The 15,540-nt window shown below is 72.1% G+C and carries 17 protein-coding genes; 11 read left to right on the plus strand and 6 right to left on the minus strand.

The features are described 5' to 3' along the window. Nucleotides 1–54: 54 nt before the first annotated feature. Nucleotides 55–1,017, minus strand: a complete 963-nt coding sequence (locus QFZ76_RS19545; RefSeq protein WP_307674943.1) for an NAD-dependent epimerase/dehydratase family protein — start codon at nt 1,015–1,017, stop codon at nt 55–57. A 286-nt stretch (nt 1,018–1,303) separates the two neighbouring features. Between QFZ76_RS19545 and QFZ76_RS19550 the strand changes: the two genes are divergently transcribed. From QFZ76_RS19550 to QFZ76_RS19560, 3 genes are all read left to right on the plus strand, one after another. After that, on the plus strand, nt 1,304–1,852 hold the full coding sequence (locus QFZ76_RS19550) for a hypothetical protein (RefSeq protein ID WP_307674944.1): 549 nt from the start codon (nt 1,304–1,306) through the stop codon (nt 1,850–1,852). After that, on the plus strand, nt 1,849–2,007 hold the full coding sequence (locus QFZ76_RS19555; RefSeq protein ID WP_307674945.1) for a hypothetical protein: 159 nt from the start codon (nt 1,849–1,851) through the stop codon (nt 2,005–2,007). Before QFZ76_RS19550 ends, QFZ76_RS19555 begins: the two co-directional genes overlap by 4 nt. A gap of 89 nt (nt 2,008–2,096) precedes the next feature. Further along, on the plus strand, nt 2,097–3,056 hold the full coding sequence (locus QFZ76_RS19560) for a D-2-hydroxyacid dehydrogenase family protein (RefSeq protein WP_307674946.1): 960 nt from the start codon (nt 2,097–2,099) through the stop codon (nt 3,054–3,056). 29 nt (nt 3,057–3,085) lie between these two features. Here the strand turns inward: QFZ76_RS19560 and QFZ76_RS19565 are convergent, their stop codons facing one another. The 5 genes from QFZ76_RS19565 to QFZ76_RS19585 all read right to left on the minus strand — a co-directional run bounded on the left by QFZ76_RS19565 (nt 3,086) and on the right by QFZ76_RS19585 (nt 5,630). Beyond that, nucleotides 3,086–3,952, minus strand: coding sequence for a tyrosinase family protein (locus QFZ76_RS19565; RefSeq protein WP_307674947.1), 867 nt, complete (start codon nt 3,950–3,952; stop codon nt 3,086–3,088). Further along, nucleotides 3,936–4,418 carry a tyrosinase family oxidase copper chaperone gene (locus QFZ76_RS19570; RefSeq protein ID WP_307674948.1) on the minus strand — a complete coding sequence of 161 codons (483 nt, stop codon included), beginning with the start codon at nt 4,416–4,418 and terminating at the stop codon, nt 3,936–3,938. The genes QFZ76_RS19565 and QFZ76_RS19570 overlap by 17 nt, the downstream gene beginning before the upstream one ends. Nucleotides 4,419–4,662: 244 nt before the next feature. Next, on the minus strand, nt 4,663–4,917 hold the full coding sequence (locus QFZ76_RS19575; RefSeq protein ID WP_307674949.1) for a hypothetical protein: 255 nt from the start codon (nt 4,915–4,917) through the stop codon (nt 4,663–4,665). Between the two features lie 150 nt (nt 4,918–5,067). Further along, entirely contained in the window at nt 5,068–5,346 is a 279-nt protein-coding gene (locus QFZ76_RS19580) for a hypothetical protein (protein ID WP_307674950.1), read from the minus strand. A 77-nt stretch (nt 5,347–5,423) separates the two neighbouring features. Next, nucleotides 5,424–5,630 carry a hypothetical protein gene (locus tag QFZ76_RS19585; RefSeq protein WP_307674951.1) on the minus strand — a complete coding sequence of 69 codons (207 nt, stop codon included), beginning with the start codon at nt 5,628–5,630 and terminating at the stop codon, nt 5,424–5,426. A gap of 449 nt (nt 5,631–6,079) precedes the next feature. Here QFZ76_RS19585 and QFZ76_RS19590 point away from each other — a divergent pair, with 449 nt between their 5' ends. From QFZ76_RS19590 to QFZ76_RS19625, 8 genes are all read left to right on the plus strand, one after another. Then, on the plus strand, nt 6,080–7,294 hold the full coding sequence (locus QFZ76_RS19590; RefSeq protein ID WP_307674952.1) for a glycosyltransferase family 4 protein: 1,215 nt from the start codon (nt 6,080–6,082) through the stop codon (nt 7,292–7,294). Continuing rightward, on the plus strand, nt 7,291–8,790 hold the full coding sequence (locus QFZ76_RS19595) for a sugar transferase (protein WP_307674953.1): 1,500 nt from the start codon (nt 7,291–7,293) through the stop codon (nt 8,788–8,790). Before QFZ76_RS19590 ends, QFZ76_RS19595 begins: the two co-directional genes overlap by 4 nt. 6 nt (nt 8,791–8,796) lie before the next feature. Continuing rightward, entirely contained in the window at nt 8,797–10,125 is a 1,329-nt protein-coding gene (locus QFZ76_RS19600) for an O-antigen ligase (protein WP_307674954.1), read from the plus strand. Continuing rightward, nucleotides 10,122–11,786: a murein biosynthesis integral membrane protein MurJ gene (gene murJ, locus QFZ76_RS19605; protein WP_307674955.1), complete on the plus strand. Its 1,665-nt coding sequence runs from the start codon at nt 10,122–10,124 to the stop codon at nt 11,784–11,786. Before QFZ76_RS19600 ends, murJ begins: the two co-directional genes overlap by 4 nt. Before the next feature lie 70 nt (nt 11,787–11,856). After that, nucleotides 11,857–12,537 carry a polysaccharide deacetylase family protein gene (locus tag QFZ76_RS19610; protein WP_373464324.1) on the plus strand — a complete coding sequence of 227 codons (681 nt, stop codon included), beginning with the start codon at nt 11,857–11,859 and terminating at the stop codon, nt 12,535–12,537. 9 nt (nt 12,538–12,546) lie between these two features. After that, entirely contained in the window at nt 12,547–13,701 is a 1,155-nt protein-coding gene (locus tag QFZ76_RS19615; RefSeq protein WP_307674956.1) for a glycosyltransferase, read from the plus strand. Further along, nucleotides 13,701–14,384, plus strand: coding sequence for a lipopolysaccharide biosynthesis protein (locus QFZ76_RS19620; RefSeq protein ID WP_307674957.1), 684 nt, complete (start codon nt 13,701–13,703; stop codon nt 14,382–14,384). The genes QFZ76_RS19615 and QFZ76_RS19620 overlap by 1 nt, the downstream gene beginning before the upstream one ends. Further along, nucleotides 14,381–15,523: a GNAT family N-acetyltransferase gene (locus tag QFZ76_RS19625; protein WP_307674958.1), complete on the plus strand. Its 1,143-nt coding sequence runs from the start codon at nt 14,381–14,383 to the stop codon at nt 15,521–15,523. The genes QFZ76_RS19620 and QFZ76_RS19625 overlap by 4 nt, the downstream gene beginning before the upstream one ends. Nucleotides 15,524–15,540: the final 17 nt, after the last annotated feature.

The following is a 15,540-nucleotide window of genomic DNA, read 5'->3' on the forward strand; positions in this document are numbered from 1 at the left end:
ACAAACCCTGGAGCGGGTACGCCTGCTGACTGCCAAGGTCGAAGAATGCTCGGGTCAGGCGGCCACGGACCGGGTGAACCAGTCGATCGTGCGGGCCAGGCCCGCGTTCCAGTCGACCCGCTGCTGCCAGCCGAGCCGTTCCCGCGCGAGGCGGGTGTCGGGCCGGCGCCGGGCGGGATCGTCGACCGGGCGTTCGACGAACCGGATACGGGAGGCCGAACCGGCGAGATCGACGATGCGGCGGGCGAGTTCGAGCATCGTGATCTCCTCGGCGCCGCCGATGTTCACGGGCCCCGGCTCGTCGGAGGCCGCCAGGGCGAGGATGCCGTCGACCGTGTCGTCGACGTAGCACAGCGAGCGCGTCTGACTGCCGTCGCCGGCGACGGTCAGCGGTGCCCCGTCCAGGGCCTGGGCGATGAACGTGGGCACGGCGCGGCCGTCGCCGCCGCGCATGCGCGGGCCGTAGGTGTTGAAGATGCGGACGATGGCCGCGTCGGTGCCGTGCACCCCCCGGTGGGCGGTGACCAGGGCCTCGCCGAAGCGCTTGGACTCGTCGTAGACGCTGCGCGGGCCGACCGGATTGACGTTGCCCCAGTACCACTCCGTCTGCGGATGCTCCAGCGGATCGCCGTACACCTCGGAGGTGGAGGCGAGGACGAGGCGGGCGTCGTCGCGGCGGGCGCGCTCCAGCGTGTGCCGGGTGCCGTCACTGCCGACGGCGAGGGTCTCCAGCGGCAGCCGCAGATAGTCGGCGGGCGAGGCCGGGCAGGCGAAGTGCAGGACCAGGTCGAAACGGCCGGGCAGCGTGCGCCAGGCCGCGGGATCGGTGGCGTCGGCCCGCACGAAGCGGAAACCGTCGTGTTGCTGCAGGTCCGCCACGTTGGCGCGGGAGCCGGTGGCCAGGTTGTCGAGGCATACGACATCGGCACCTGTGGCAAGCAGCCGCCTGCACAGGTGCGATCCCACGAATCCGGCTCCGCCGGTCACCAGGGCCCGGCGGAAGACGCGTCCACTCATCCGGCTCTCCTCGCTCTCGCCATCCTGCGCGTGTTGACCTGAGTAACCGCGACGCCAACTCGGAAAACCAGTTCTCCCGCCGCGCGCGGAACACGCACACGACGGTGGAGCCCCGCTGCCTGCGGAGTCGCGAACTACGCAGCCCGCGCCCGTCTCGAGGCGCGCCTCGAGACGGTGCCGTCACCGTGCCACGCAGTGTGACCGGGGCCTTCGGGGTACTCGGCCAACGTCGGACGTCATCGACGCGCCACCGAGTGCAGAGACCGAGTGCAGAGGGAGAGGTGCCATGGACGACCGCCCGAACCGAACCGACACAAACCTGCTCGGCATCTATCTCAACGATCACCTCGCCGGATCGACCCTCGGCGTGGACCGGGCCCGAATGCTGGCCGACGCCGAGTCCGAGCGGGACCCCGAGCTCGCCCACGCGGTGCGGCCGGTCGCCGAAGAGATAGCCGAGGACCGGGCGAGCCTGCTGCAGATCATGCAGTCGCTCGACGTCCCCGTACGCCGCTACAAGATCGTCGCGGGCCGGCTGGCCGAGCGGGCGGGCCGGCTCAAGGCCAACGGCCGGCTCGTCCGCCGCTCCCCGCTCACCCCCATGCTGGAACTGGAGCTGCTGCGCCTGGGCGTGGAAGGGAAGGCCGCCGGCTGGCGGACCCTGCGCCGGCTGTACGACGCCGACACCCGCCTCGATCCCGCACAGCTCGACAAGCTGCTCGAACGCGCCCACCGGCAGCTGGACACGCTGGAACAGCTGCGCGTGCGACAGATCGCGGAGACCTTCCTGCAGACCGACGACCGGACCACCGCACCCCAGGAGTCACGCTCATGAGCGACCACACCCCCTCCCAGGCCGAGGGCGAGCCCGACGCCCCCGACACTCGGAACACGGCCGACGAGGCCACTCCGGACCACCCGACGCCGTCCCAGGCCGAGGGCGACCGCGACGACCTGCCTGACGACGACGCCGCCACCGACGACTCCTGAACCTGGCCTCTTCCCCCTCACGTCCCCTCGGGCCCGGCGTGTACCGTCGCGTCACGACGAGAGGCGAGCGGCGAGAGGGAAAAGACGACGTGCGACTTCGCTGTGCGGTGCTGGACGACTTCCAGGGGGCGGCGGCCCGGTCGGCCGACTGGTCGGCGATCGAGGAGGACGTGGAGGTCGTGGCGCTGCGCGAGCACCTCGCCGACGAGGACGCCCTCGCCGCGGCCCTCGTCGACGTCGACATCGTGGTCACCCTGCGCGAACGCGCGCAGTTCCCGGCCTCGTTGTTCGCCCGTCTGCCCCGGCTGAAACTGCTCGTCGCCTCCGGCATGCGCAACTCGGTCATCGACTACGCCGCCGCCGAGGCCCACGGCGTCACCGTCTGCGGTACGGCCAGCTCCTCCACCCCGCCCGTCGAGCTGACCTGGGCCCTGCTGCTCGGCCTCGCCCGCGGGATCGTCGAGGAGAACAACGCCCTGCGCTCCGGCGGCCCTTGGCAGCAGACGGTCGGCGCCGACCTGCACGGCCGCCGCCTCGGACTGCTCGGCCTCGGCAAGATCGGCAGCCGGGTGGCGCGGGTCGGCCTCGCCTTCGGCATGCACGTCAGCGCCTGGAGCCAGAACCTCACCAAGGAGCGCGCCGACGAGGTGGGTGTCGGCCTCGCCCCCTCGAAGGAGTCGCTGCTGGAGTCCAGCGACTTCGTCTCCGTCCACCTGGCCCTCGGTGACCGCACCCGCGCCCTTCTCGGCCCCGCCGAACTCGCCCTGATGAAACCGACCGCGTACCTGGTCAACACCTCCCGCGCGGCCATCGTCGACCAGGACGCCCTGCTGTCCGCGCTCCGGGAGGGCCGTATCGCGGGCGCCGCCGTCGACGTCTTCGACACCGAGCCCCTCCCGGCCGACCACCCCCTGCGCACCGCACCTCGCCTGCTGGCCACTCCCCACCTCGGCTACGTCTCCCGGGCCAACTACACGACGTACTACGGCCAGGCGGTGGAGAACATCCGGGCCTACCTTTCGGGCCATCCGGTACGACGGCTGCCCTGACGACCGACCGGCGGGTCACACGGCGGCCGTTACGCGTACCGGTAGATCCGGCTGTGGTCCTGCAGTTCCTCCGGTGTCACGTCCCACGGCGGCATCTTCTGCCGCCGTGCGACGACCCGGCCGTGCTGGGCGTCGCCCGCGGGGAGCGGTCTCGCGGGGAGATAGCGGGCGTTCGGGTGCCGCCGCTGCCAGCGGGACCACAGGAGGTCGACGAAGGCGTGGTGCATCCAGAAGGCGGGGTCGTTGACGGATGCGCCGCTCACCATGTGGCCGCCGACCCAACGGTGAACCCGGTTGTGGGTGAGCCAGGAGGCGGGGCCCGACCCTCGCCCCCACCCCTCCAGCTTGTTGCGGAATCCCTTGGCCGACGTGGAGCCCCAGGGAGCCGTGTCGTAGACGGGGTCCTTGAGAGCCTTCTCCAGATCCCTGGCCGTGGGCAGCGCGAGCGGGTCCCGGGAACGGCCCAGGTCACGCATCAGGTACTCGGTATCGGTGACCCCCACCTTGATCGTCCACCGGCCATGGCGGTAGGCGAAGGGGCCCGACATCACCTGCCGGTCTGAACGCCGCCCGGTGCCACCGAGCAGGTCAACGGTCCACGGTACGGCCGTCAAAGTACGGTTGCGCGTCCAGTCCCAGTACGGCAGCGTCACCGACTCGTCCACGCGGCGCAGCGTGTTCTCCAGGTCCAGCAGGAACCTGCGGTGCCAGGGCAGGAAGGAGGGCGCCATGTGGGCGACGCGCAGCCCCCGCTCGCCGTCGGCGGTGTAGTACTCGATGTGCGTGCGCACGAACTCGTCGTACTCACCCCGGCGTTTGACCTCCAGCAGCGCGTTGACGAAGCGGCGCCGTTCGGACGTCGTGAGCGTGCTGACGTCCTTACGGATGTACACCATGTCGATGCTCCCTCTCGGCTTCCCTCGCCCCACTCGGCATACGACCGTCCTCCCTGCGACCGCTCCTGTCGCCCGGTGCGCCCGGCCGTGCCACGAGTCCGAGTTCGTCGACGGCCGCGCGCGCTGCGGCGAGCGGGGTCGCGTACGACTGGTAGTGGTCGACCATGCTCATCCAGCCGCCGTCCACCCGACGCATCAGATGCAGCTGCCGCCCGTCCACGGTGACGTGCCACGCGCCCGAGCCGCCGTTCCCGAACCGCCTGCCGCCGGACCTGACGCCGACGATGCTGCGCCCGCGGTAGGTCTCGTCGAACCGTGCTTCCTCCGCACCGGCCGACCTCGACGCCACCAGGATCGGCGCGGACACCAGTCCGAGGGCCGCTGCGAACACCCCCCGCAGGACTCGCCGCCGGTCCGTGGTCCGCCGGCGGTGAACGCCGGCCGACGAGCGGTCGTCGGCGGGCACGGGCTCACTGTGTACCGGTAGGCACCGGGGTGGTCTGTTGCTCAGCAACGTTCTGTCTCCTCCTCCTCACGGGGGCGATCCCGCCCTTGCGCACAGCACGGTCGAAGGGCCGATCCCGTCTACGGCGGAATCGGCCCATGGACGGTCACAGGCGCCCGACGCACGGTGCATGGAAAGCGCGGTCGAGGTCCGGGCGAAAGCCTCGGAGAAAGGGGCGCCCAAACCGCTCAGTCCGAGCGGATACTCAGCCCACCAGCTGGATGTTGCCCTGCTTACCGAGGCCGCCCGTCGCCTTCTGGACGCATTGGGCGACAGGGCCTTGTCCGAATCGAGCAGGTCCGTCGCGTCCGCCTCCCACCTTGACCCCCTTGACGTTGTTCACCGCTCCGCCGAGGTCGGCCGGCTTGACCCCTGCGCCATCCAGGGCGAGAGCGGGAGTAGCGAAACCGGCCATGACCAGAGACCCGGCAGCGATGACGGCAGCCTTCAGAGACTTCATCGTGTTCCTTTCTTCGGCAACCGGAAAGTCGCCAGCGGTAATTGCTTCACCTCCCCCAACGAGCCCCGGGCGCCATGGAAACCACGAACACGGAGAACCCCGGCCCACTCACCCGAATGAAGGCATGTCTTATCCGCGTTTCGCATACTCCTATGAACGGGAGACGACATGAATCCGGTCGCAGGAACGGACGTCGTACCGACCCGCGAGAGGGTCGGTAGGACCGGTACCGCCGAGGATGGCGGCGATGACGCCCACGAGTTTGTTCGCCACGTCCGTGGCCGCGGCGATGGCACCGGCCAGGTCGCCGGACCCGGCGGCGGCGACCAGGGCATCCACGGCCTCCTGCAGTTCGGCGAGCGCATCGGTCAGGGCATCGGCGCGCACGCTCGCGTCGTGACGCACCGCGTTCCCCGTCAGCTGCGGCATGGAGGCGGAGTCCGTCGACGTCGCAGGACCGGCCGGCACCGCAGGCAGAGGCGCGGCGGGAGTCGTCGCACCAGAGGTCACGGGGTTCGCCGCGACTCTGGCGATGGCGACCTTGGCTGTTGCTGGACCTGGCTCTGCAGGGTGGCCGCGTCGGAGACGGGGGCCACCTCGCGAGTGCGGTCGCGCGCCGTGTCGGCCGCCAGGGCGCCGAGAGCCGTGACGCCGAGCAGAAACGTGGCGCAGAGTGCGGAGGTCGCTATGCGCCGTGCCGAGAAAGCACGCATGAGGAGTTCCTTCGCAGGGATGCGTAGGTCTTGAGGCCAGCCTTGAATGGATGACGACGCTCCGCAACAGAGCGAGCACCCTTTATGGCGAACCGCCCGGCGAGGGAGGGTGTTTCCGCTGACGAGAGGCCCTGTCACTCCTTCCGGTCGCGCCACCCCGTTCGGCGCAGCATCCACTGCGTGACGCGCACGCCGGCGAGCGACCGGGCGGGGTCACCCGCCACGAAGCGGGAAGTTTTGACCATTTCCTCCCACTTGCCCGATATATGGGGGATTCCGGGATAGAGTGACGCCTGATGAGTCGTCAGAAACCGTAGGTTTCTTCGCGAAAGGGCAACGCCGGTCATGCGTAACGCCCAGGGTCTCTCCACTGAGGCACGCACGGGGATCCGCCTGTCCGACAGCCCGTCAGGGCGGAGGGTCAGCCCATCAGATCGACCCGCGCGGTGATGAAGAGCCAGCCCTCCGCAACGCTGCGCAGCGCGACGCGGCGGGAGACTGCGCCCCACGTCCTCCACGTCTCCCAGCCGGTGGACGGCGGCGTCGCGCGCATGGTCACCGAGCTGGTGCGTGCCCAGCGTGCGGCCGGTCTGGACGTCACAGTCGCGTGCCCCGACAGTGACCTGGCACAGTCGCTGGGCCAACTGGGCACGGGTGTACGGCACTGGCCCGCCGCGCGCGCGCCGGGACGGTCGCTTCCCGGTGAGGTACGTCGGCTCGGGCGCATCATCGGTGAGGTCCGGCCCGACGTGCTGCACGCGCACAGCGCCAAAGCCGGGCTCGCCGCCCGGCTGGCCGTACGGGGGCGGATCCCGACGGTGTTCCAGCCGCACGCCTGGTCGTTCGAGTCGGTCGACGGGGTCACTGCGGCGGCGGCCCTGGCGTGGGAGCGGTGGGCAGTGCGGTGGGCCGCCCACGTGGTCTGCGTCAGCGAGGCAGAGCGCGCGCGAGGCGTACGCGCCGGAGTCCGTGCGCACTGCCGGGTGATTCCCAACGGGGTCGACCCGGGGCGTTTCCACCCCGCCGCCGTCCCCGTCCACCGGGCTGTTCTCGCGCCGTTCGCCGCCCTCGATCCAGCCGCTCAGCTGGTGGTCTGCATGGGGCGGTTGTGCCGGCAGAAGGGTCAGGACGTGCTGCTCGAGGCGTGGCCCTCGGTGCTGCGACGGGTGCCCGGGGCTCGGCTGGTGCTCGTCGGGGACGGACCGGACGAGGGGCGACTGCGGCACCGCGCGCCAGAGGGCGTGCTGTTCACCGGTGCCGTCGCCGATCCCGTGCCCTGGTACCAGGCCGCCGACCTGGTGGTGCTGCCGTCCCGCTGGGAGGGCATGGCGCTGGCACCGCTGGAGGCGATGGCGTGCGGGCGGCCCGTGGTGGTCACTGACGTGGCCGGGGCTCGCGAGAGCCTACCGCCCAGTCACTGGGCGCACTGTCTGGTTCCCGCAGGCCGACCGGGCCCGCTGGCCGAGACGCTCACCGGGTTGCTGCTCGATCCGCCGCTGCGCGAGTCGCTCGGCCGCCAGGGGCGTCGCCACGTACTGACCGCCCACGACGTGCGGCACTCGGCCGAGGCGGTCGCGGCCCTCTACCGCGAACTCCTCGGAATCGGGCGCACGGTCATCCATGGCGCGGAACACACCGATTGCAGGGAGTCCATCCGCTCGTGACCGTCGAACGTACCGCCTCTCCCCCCGCAGCCCAGCCATCGGAGCACGGATTTCGGCCCGTCTCGGTCCTCCCCCCGCGCGGTGCCCCCGGCGGCTACCGGACCGCGGCGCGGGACCTCCCCGCGCTGCCCCTGCTCATCGCGGATGCGACCGCCGTGCTCACCGCCACGCCGGCCCTTCCCCATCCACTGCTGACCGCGCCGCTGTTGCTCGCCGTCCTCTTGCTGAACGCACACGCGTCGCTGTACCGCCCCGTGGCTGTACCCGCCGTCATGGAGGAAATCCCAGCCGTCTGCGCCCGGATCACAGTGAGCTGGTGTGCGCTCGCTGCCCTGGTGGCGGCACTCTCCCCGACGCACGCACTGTCCGTACGCACACTGTTGACCGGCTGTGCCCTGCAGGCTGCGGCGAGTTGCACCGGTCGTGGCGCGGTGCACTGCCGCCGCCGCCGGACGCTGGCCTGCCATCCCGCCGCAGCCCTCGTCGTGGGCCCGGCCGGCACTGCCCAGCGGGTGGCCGCCGCCCTCCTGCGCCGCACGGGGTGCGGCCTCAGACCGGTGGGCATCGTCGCCGACGACGCGACCGACGGTGAGGGGCTGCCGGTGCTCAGCACGCAGGAGGAGGTACAGCGGGCCGTCATCCAGAACGGCGTGCGGGCCGTGCTCGTCGTGCGACCCGCGAGCGAACTCGGCCCGCAGCTGGGCGAGTTGGCCGAGGCGGGCTGCGCGCTGTGGGAGGTCGACGCGGACGTACCGGCGTACGACCGGGCCGGGAGCACCGGGTACCAGGATGTCGGCGGCACGGCCTTCGACCTGTCAGAAGTCCCTTTCCACGGAAAGGGTCGCGCACCCTGGCCCTGTCCCGCGCGCGAGCGGATCGCCGGCTTCTCCTGCCGCCGCCTGGATACCGGCCGTTGCTACGACAGTCCCGCCAAGCGCGTTTTCGACGTGCTGGTCTCCGGCGTGCTGCTCGTGCTCGCCGCCCCGGTGCTACTGGCCTGTGCGGTCGTTTTGCGGGTCAGCGAGGGGCCGGGCGTCGTCTTTCGTCAAGAACGCGTCGGCAAGGACGGCCGCCCCTTCACGCTGCTGAAGTTCCGCACATATCGCCCGGCCGACGTACACGAGGCCGCGACCCGCTGGAGTGTGGCGGGCGAGCGGAGCATGAGCCCGATCTGCCGCTTCCTGCGCCGGTCCTCACTCGACGAGCTGCCCCAACTGTGGAACGTCCTCAGGGGCGACATGAGCCTCGTCGGACCGCGCCCCGAACGCCCGTACTTCGTCGCCGGCTTCAGCCAGACCCATCCTGGTTACACCGCCCGCCACCGCATGCGGACCGGCATCACCGGGCTCGCACAGATCCTCGGGCTGCGCGGCGACACATCCATCGAGGACCGCGTCCGCTTCGACAACGCCTACATCGATGACTGGTCGCTGTGGCAGGACATCTGCATCCTGCTGCGCACGGCCGCCGCACTCATGCGCCCGACTGGGAGGTGAACGCCGGTGAGACACGCATGTGCCCTGCCCGTGACGCACGGGCTGAACCCCGTCCTGCCGGTGGTAGCGGTGATCGCCCTGCTGGCGCTGCCCGTCCCGCCGGGCGACGAGGGTGGCTTGACCCCCGCCGACGCCGCCTCCGGTGCCGTCGTACTGTGCTGCGCCGTGCGACTGCTGCACCACCGCCGACGACCCCTGTCTCCCACGGCCGCCGTGGTGCTGGGCCTGCCCGTGGTCGGGATCGCGGTCGCGGCGGCGGGGGCCGGGGACCCGGGCACCGCGGTCACGGGCTTCTCGCGCTATCTGCAGATCTTCGTTCTCGTCCCGGCTGCCGTCCTGCTTCTCGTCCGCGACCGGCGCGACCTCCGGCTGCTGGCCTGGTCGGTGGTCGCGCTCGCGGTCTGGCAGGGGGCCGTCGGGGTGCACCAGTACGCGACCGGGACGGGCGCCTCGTACATGGGCCAGGAGATCCGGGCGGTCGGCACCTTCCGACCCGGGGACGTCATGGGGATGGCGACCGTGGTCGGCTTCGGGCTGGTGTGCGCGGTGGGCCTGGCCCTCGTACCGGGGTCCGTGCGACAGCGGGCGTGGGCCGTGGCGTGCGCACTGCTGCTCCTTGTTCCGCTGGCCGTGTCCTTCAGCCGGGGCGCGTGGATCGCCACGGCCCTCGCGTGCGCGGCGCAGTTGGCGCTGGCGGGCCTGCGGCGGGCAGTGGCGGCGGGTGCGGTGGTGGCTGCCGCCGCCGTGATCGTCGTCGGCGGCTTCGGCATCGGATCCGGACTGCTGCAGGAGCGGTTGAGCAGCATCGGGCAGGTCGCCGACGCGCCGGACCAGTCGGTGACCGACCGGTACACGATGTGGGCGGCGGCGGCCGGCATGTGGCGTGAGCGGCCGCTCACGGGCGTCGGCCTCAAGGGCTTCTCCTACCACCGCGACAGCCACGCCTCGCTGGCGCTGTCCTCGGGCAGCGATGTCGAGGGCGCGGGTATGGAGTACCGGAAGCAGCCGTTGCTGTCGCCGCACAACATGTACCTGCTGCTGCTCGGTGAGCAGGGACTGATCGGGCTGCTGGCGCTGGCGGGGAGCTGGCTGGCGCTGCTCGTGCTGGGGGTGCGGAGGCTGATCCGCGCTCGCAGAGCGCAAGACGCCGATCTCGACTGCGGGCTCGTCGCCTGCGGGCTGCTGGTCTGGCAGCTGACCGACTTCGCGTACGCCGACATCGGCGGGCCCTCGACCGTCCTCACCGCCGTCTGCCTCGGGTTGACGGCGTGGTGGGCGCTGGCCGGTCGGGAGCCGGCCCTATCCGATGTGTCCCGGAAGGCTGCGTCACGATGACGATCACACCCCCTCAGGCAGGGGACGCCACGGTCGCCTCGGCACACCCCGGCACGGACGCCCCGGACGAGAAGGGCTGCACCACATACGACTCGCGCGGCTTCCTGGCCAGGGCCGCGCTCGTCACCGTCGTCCTCTCGCTGGCCGGTACTCTGCTGGGCCTCGGGAGGGACCAGGCGCTGGCACACCTTTTCGGGGCCGGGCCCGAGACGGACGCCTTCCTGGTCGCCTGGACGGTGCCGGAGTTCGCGTCGACGCTGCTGATCGAGGACGGCCTTGCCTTCGTACTCGTACCGGCGTTCACCGCGGTCGTGGCCCGCCGCGCCCAGGGCGACACGGGCGATCCGGTGCGCGCCCTGGTCCGTGGCACGCTGCCCCGCCTGGCACTGGCGTTCGCCGTGGCGTCGGCCTTGCTCGTCTGGGGGGCGCCGTACCTGGTCGATGTGCTGGCACCGGGACTTCCGGATCCCGGACTCGCTGAGGACTGCACCCGCCTGACCGGCACCTGCGTTCTGACCTTCGGACTCGCCGGCTACTGCAGCGCGGCCTTGCGCGCGCATCGCCGTTTCGCGGCGCCCGCGGCCATCTACGTCGCCTACAACACCGCTGTCATCACAGCGATGTTCGTCCTCGGCGACCGCTGGGGCGTACGGGCGGCGGCGACCGGTGTCGCGGTGGGCGGCGTGCTCATGATCGCCATCCAACTGCCATCGCTGTTACGGCAGTTGCGCCGCAAGCGGGCGGCGTCCCTCGAAACGGGGGCGGCGGACCGCGCGGCGCCGGCGGTGGACCGGCGCGCCATGAACCTCGCCCTCATCCTCACCGTCCTGCTCTTCGCCCTGTGCCGCCAGTCCCAGGTCCTCATCGAGCGCTGCCTGGCCTCCACGCTCCCCGCCGGCGCCATCTCGCATCTGAACTACGCCCAGAAGGTGGCCCAGATGCCGATGGTGCTCGCCCTGATGCTGTGCACGGTCACCTTCCCGGTCGTGTCCCAGGCGCTGGCGCAGGGAGACACCGAGCGGGCCCGCGACCGGGTCGAGCGCGACCTCCGGGCGGTGTCGTGTGTCGTGCTGTTCGGCACCGCGGCCGTCGTCGCGTGTGCTCCTCAGCTCGTCCACACCCTGTTCGAGCGGGGGGCGTTCACCGCACAGGACACCGCGGCCACCGCCGCCGTCATGCGCGTGTACGCGCTCGGGCTGCTGGGCCACGCACTGGTGGGAGCGCTCGTCCGCTCCTACTTCTCGGCGGGGCGGCCCACCTGGTACCCCGTGGCCGCGATGACCGCCGGGATCGTCGTCACCGCGTGGATCGGTGCGGGAACGGTCGATTCGTGGGGCGTGCTGGGGATCGCCGCGGCCAACGCGGCCGGCATCACTCTCACCGCCCTGATCCTGCTGTACGGCATGGAGTCGCACGGCGTGCCGATCCGCGTCCGGCCGCTGCTGGCCGCGATGGGCAGGCCGCTGCGGGCGGCGATGGTCGCCTGTGGCGCGGGCGGGTTCTGCGCGAGCCTCGTCGACTCCCCCGTCCTCGGGCTCGCAGCCGGCGGCACAGCCGTGACCGTCGTCTTCTTCCTGCTCGCCCGGATGCCGGGCGAGCAGCGCCTCGCACCCGCACTCCACACCGCTGCCCGGAGGCTTTCGCGTGCTCGATCCCGCTGACCGCAGTCCTTTGGCCGCCCCCGGACCCATCACCCCCCGGCGCAGACCGGGCCCGCCCCCCTGGGTGGCGATGTACCACTCCGTGGGCGACTGTTCCCACGACCCGTACCGCGTCACCGTCTCACCCGGCCGTCTGGACCGGCAGCTCGGCTGGCTCCGCCGCCGGGGCCTGCGCGGCGCCGGCGTCCACGAGCTGCTCGCCGCGCGCGCCCGGGGAGAGGGACAGGATCTGGTGGGGCTGACCTTCGACGACGGGTACGCCGACTTCCTCACGCACGCCCTGCCGCTGCTGCGGCGCCACGACTGCGGCGCCACCCTCTTCGTACTGCCGGGCAGGCTGGGCGGCGAGAACGCCTGGGACCCGTGCGGCCCGCGCAAGCCGCTGCTGTCGGCGGAAGGCATCCGGCATGCCGCCGCCCAGGGCGTCGAGATCGGCTCGCACGGCCTCACGCATGTGGACCTGACCCGGGCCGACGACGCCCTGCTCCGCGCCGAGGTGAAGGACAGCAGAACAGCGCTCTGCGAACTGGTCGGTGCTGACATCCACGGCTTCTGCTACCCGTACGGACTGGTCGACCGCCGCGCCGTCGACGCCGTACGGGAGGCGGGCTACAGATACGCCTGCGCCACCGACCCCGGCGACCTGTCCTGTCCGCTCGCCATCCCCCGCGTCCACGTCGGCGAACGGGACACCCCCTGGCGGCTGCGCCTGAAGCACCTGCTGCGCCGCCGCCCCGTCGAAGGAGTGTGAGTCTGCGCGATGCCCGGGTTGAAGGCCCTGCACATCATCACCGGACTCGGCGTAGGCGGTGCCGAACAGCAACTCCGGCTGCTGCTGCGACACCTGCCCGTCGACTGCGACGTCGTGACGCTCACCAACCCCGGGGCAGTCGCCGAGGGGCTGAGGGCGGACGGCGTCCGTGTCATCCACCTGGGTATGACCAACAACCGCGATCTGTCCGCCCTGCCCCGTCTGGTCCGCCTGATCCGGTCCGGCGGCTACGACCTCGTCCACACCCACCTCTACCGGGCCGGCGTGTACGGGAGGATCGCCGCGCGCCTGGCGGGCGTCCGAGCCCTGGTGGCCACCGAACACTCCCTCGGCGGCACCCAACTGGAGGGCCGCGCCCTGACTGCCGGCGTGCGCGCGCTGTACCTGGCCAGCGAGCGGCTGGGCCGCGCCACGGTCGCGGTCTCGCCCACGGTGGCCGACCGGCTCCGGCTGTGGGGTGTACCCGAGCAGCGCATCGAGATCGTGCCCAACGGCGTCGACGTGGCCCGCTTCCGCTTCGACCCGGTCAGCCGCGAACGCACTCGCCACCGACTCGGGCTGCCGGAGGGCGCGCACGTCATCGGCGGCATCGGCCGGCTGACCACGGGCAAGCGGTTCGACGTCCTGATCGGCGCACTGGCTCACCTGCCCCGCGATCACAGGCTCCTGCTGGTCGGCGGTGGCCCGGAGGAGAACATGCTGCGGCGGACCGCCCAGCAGGCCGGTGTGACCGACCGGGTGCTGTTCACCGGCGAACGGCCCTACGACCTCGACGGTACCGGCGGCCTCGATCTGCCGTCGTTGACCTCGGCCATGGATGTGCTCGCCTCGCCGAGCCCGGAGGAGTCCTTCGGGCTCGCCGTCGTGGAGGGTCTGGCGGCGGGGCTGCCGGTGCTGTACAGCTCCTGTCCGGCCGTCGAGGATCTTCCGCCGCGCCTGGCCGCCGGGGCCCGCCGGGTGCGGGGCGGTGCGGACGCGTTCGCCCGCGCCCTGGGCGAGGCCGGGCGGTATCCCCCGCCGAGCCGCCCGATCTCCGCCGCCGCCCGCCACTACTGCATCACGCGCACCGCCGCACTGCTCATGGACGTGTACGCGGCCGCCGTCTCCTGCTCGTCTCCGTCGCCCCTGGAAGTGACTCCCTGATGACCTCCGACACCGAGCCCCTGACGACCCCGGCGACCTCGGCGAAGCCGGTCCGTCGGCACCCCGCTCGCAGGCGCCTGCGAGCGCTGCCACCGTGGTCCCTGCTCGCGGCCGGCACCCTCGCCGGTGCCCTGGCCGGTGGCACGTACGGCGCCCTCGCACCGTCCGCCTACTCGGCCACGGCGTACGTCGTGGCCGTTCCGACCGAGAAATCGGATCCCCAGGCTGCGCTCGGCTTCGCCCAGGCGTACGGCCGCGTCGCCACGCAGCTCGCGGTGCTCGGGGAGGCCCGGGCGGGGGCGGGCGTACCGATGCGGACGCTGCTCGAGAACGTGCGGACGGCGACCTCCCCGGACGCCCCCATGGTCGCCGTGACGGCCACCGCCGCACGCCCCGACCTCGCCGTCGACATGGCCAACGCGGTCACCCGCGCGCTGACGCGGCACGCCGACCGCGCCAAGGACGCCACGCACGTCGAACTCCAGCAGTTCTCCCGAGCCGTCAGACCCACCGAACCGTCCTCGGCGTCACCGGTTCTGACCGTCCTGGTGGGCGCGAGCGCGGGCGGCCTGCTCGGCGGCCTCGCGCTGCTGGTCCGCCCGCGCCGGACCCCCGTCGACAGCGCACCCCCGGCCGTCGTGCCCGGCCCGGCCACCGCAGCCGACACCCAGGGACAGCCGTGAGTGGGGTGCTGCAGGCCCGCGGTGACACGCTGAGGGTGGAGCTGTGCACAGACGAGCGGGAGTTCGCGGCGCTCGGCCCGGCCTGGGGACGGCTGTACCGAAGGTGCGCTGCGGCGACCCCGTTCCAGAGCCACGCCTGGCTGCACTCCTGGTGGACCTCGTACGGCAGACCCGGCCGGCTGCGGCTGGTGCTGGTGCGCGACAGCGGGGCCCCCGGAGAGCGGGGAGAACTCCGTGCGGCCGCACCGCTGATGCGGGTCGGGCGGTCCTTGCCCCGGCTCGTCCCGCTGGGCGGGGCCATCTCCGACTTCGGGGACGTGCTGCTCGACGACGAACATGCCGGCCCTGCGGCGGCCTCGCTCGCCGATGCGCTGTGGACGGCCGCCTGCACCGCGCTGATCGACTTCCGCGAGGTGAGGCCCGGCAGCGCGGTCGAACGCGTCTACGAGCATTGGCGCGGGCCTCGCCTCCGCTTGCGCGATTCACTCTGCCTGGAACTGCCCGCCGTACCGATGGAGGAGTTGATGGCCCGACTGCCCGGGGTGAAAGCCCGGCGGGCGCGGGCCCAGTTGCGCAAACTGACCGCAATGGGCGTGACCCGCCGGACCGCGCCCCCCGGCGAGGTGGGCGCGGCGCTGCGGCGGCTCCTCGCCCTGCATCGGCTGCAGTGGCAGAACCGCCGTGTGACTCCGGAGCATCTTCGGGAGCGGTTCGCCACGCACCTCGTGCGCGCGGTCGGCCCATTGGTGCGCTCGGGTGACGCCGTGGTCACCGAGTTCCTGCTGGACGGCGAGGTGGTGGCCGTGGACCTCACCCTGCTGGCTCCGCGCCTGGCGGGCTGCTATCTGTACGGCGTCCATCCGCTGCTGCGCGAACGGAAGGCGGACATCGCCGTGATGCTGCTGGACGCCTGTGCCCAGGGCACCGTCACCGGTGGGTGCGGCGCGCTGAGCCTGCTGCGCGGCGACGAGCCGTACAAGCACCGCTGGCGCCCCGAGCCCGTGGTCAACCAGCGGTTGCTGCTGGCCCGGCGACGCACCGGCCCGCTGCTGTCGGTGGTCGCCTGCTCGGTAGCCGCACGCAACCATGGCAGGGAACTCGTGCACCGGTACAAGGAGCAGGGCGGCGCCAGGAGCTGAGCCTCCCGCTGCCCTTT

The sequence above is a fragment of the Streptomyces sp. V4I2 genome (assembly GCF_030817655.1).
In the GTDB taxonomy this organism is placed as follows: domain Bacteria; phylum Actinomycetota; class Actinomycetes; order Streptomycetales; family Streptomycetaceae; genus Streptomyces; species Streptomyces plumbiresistens.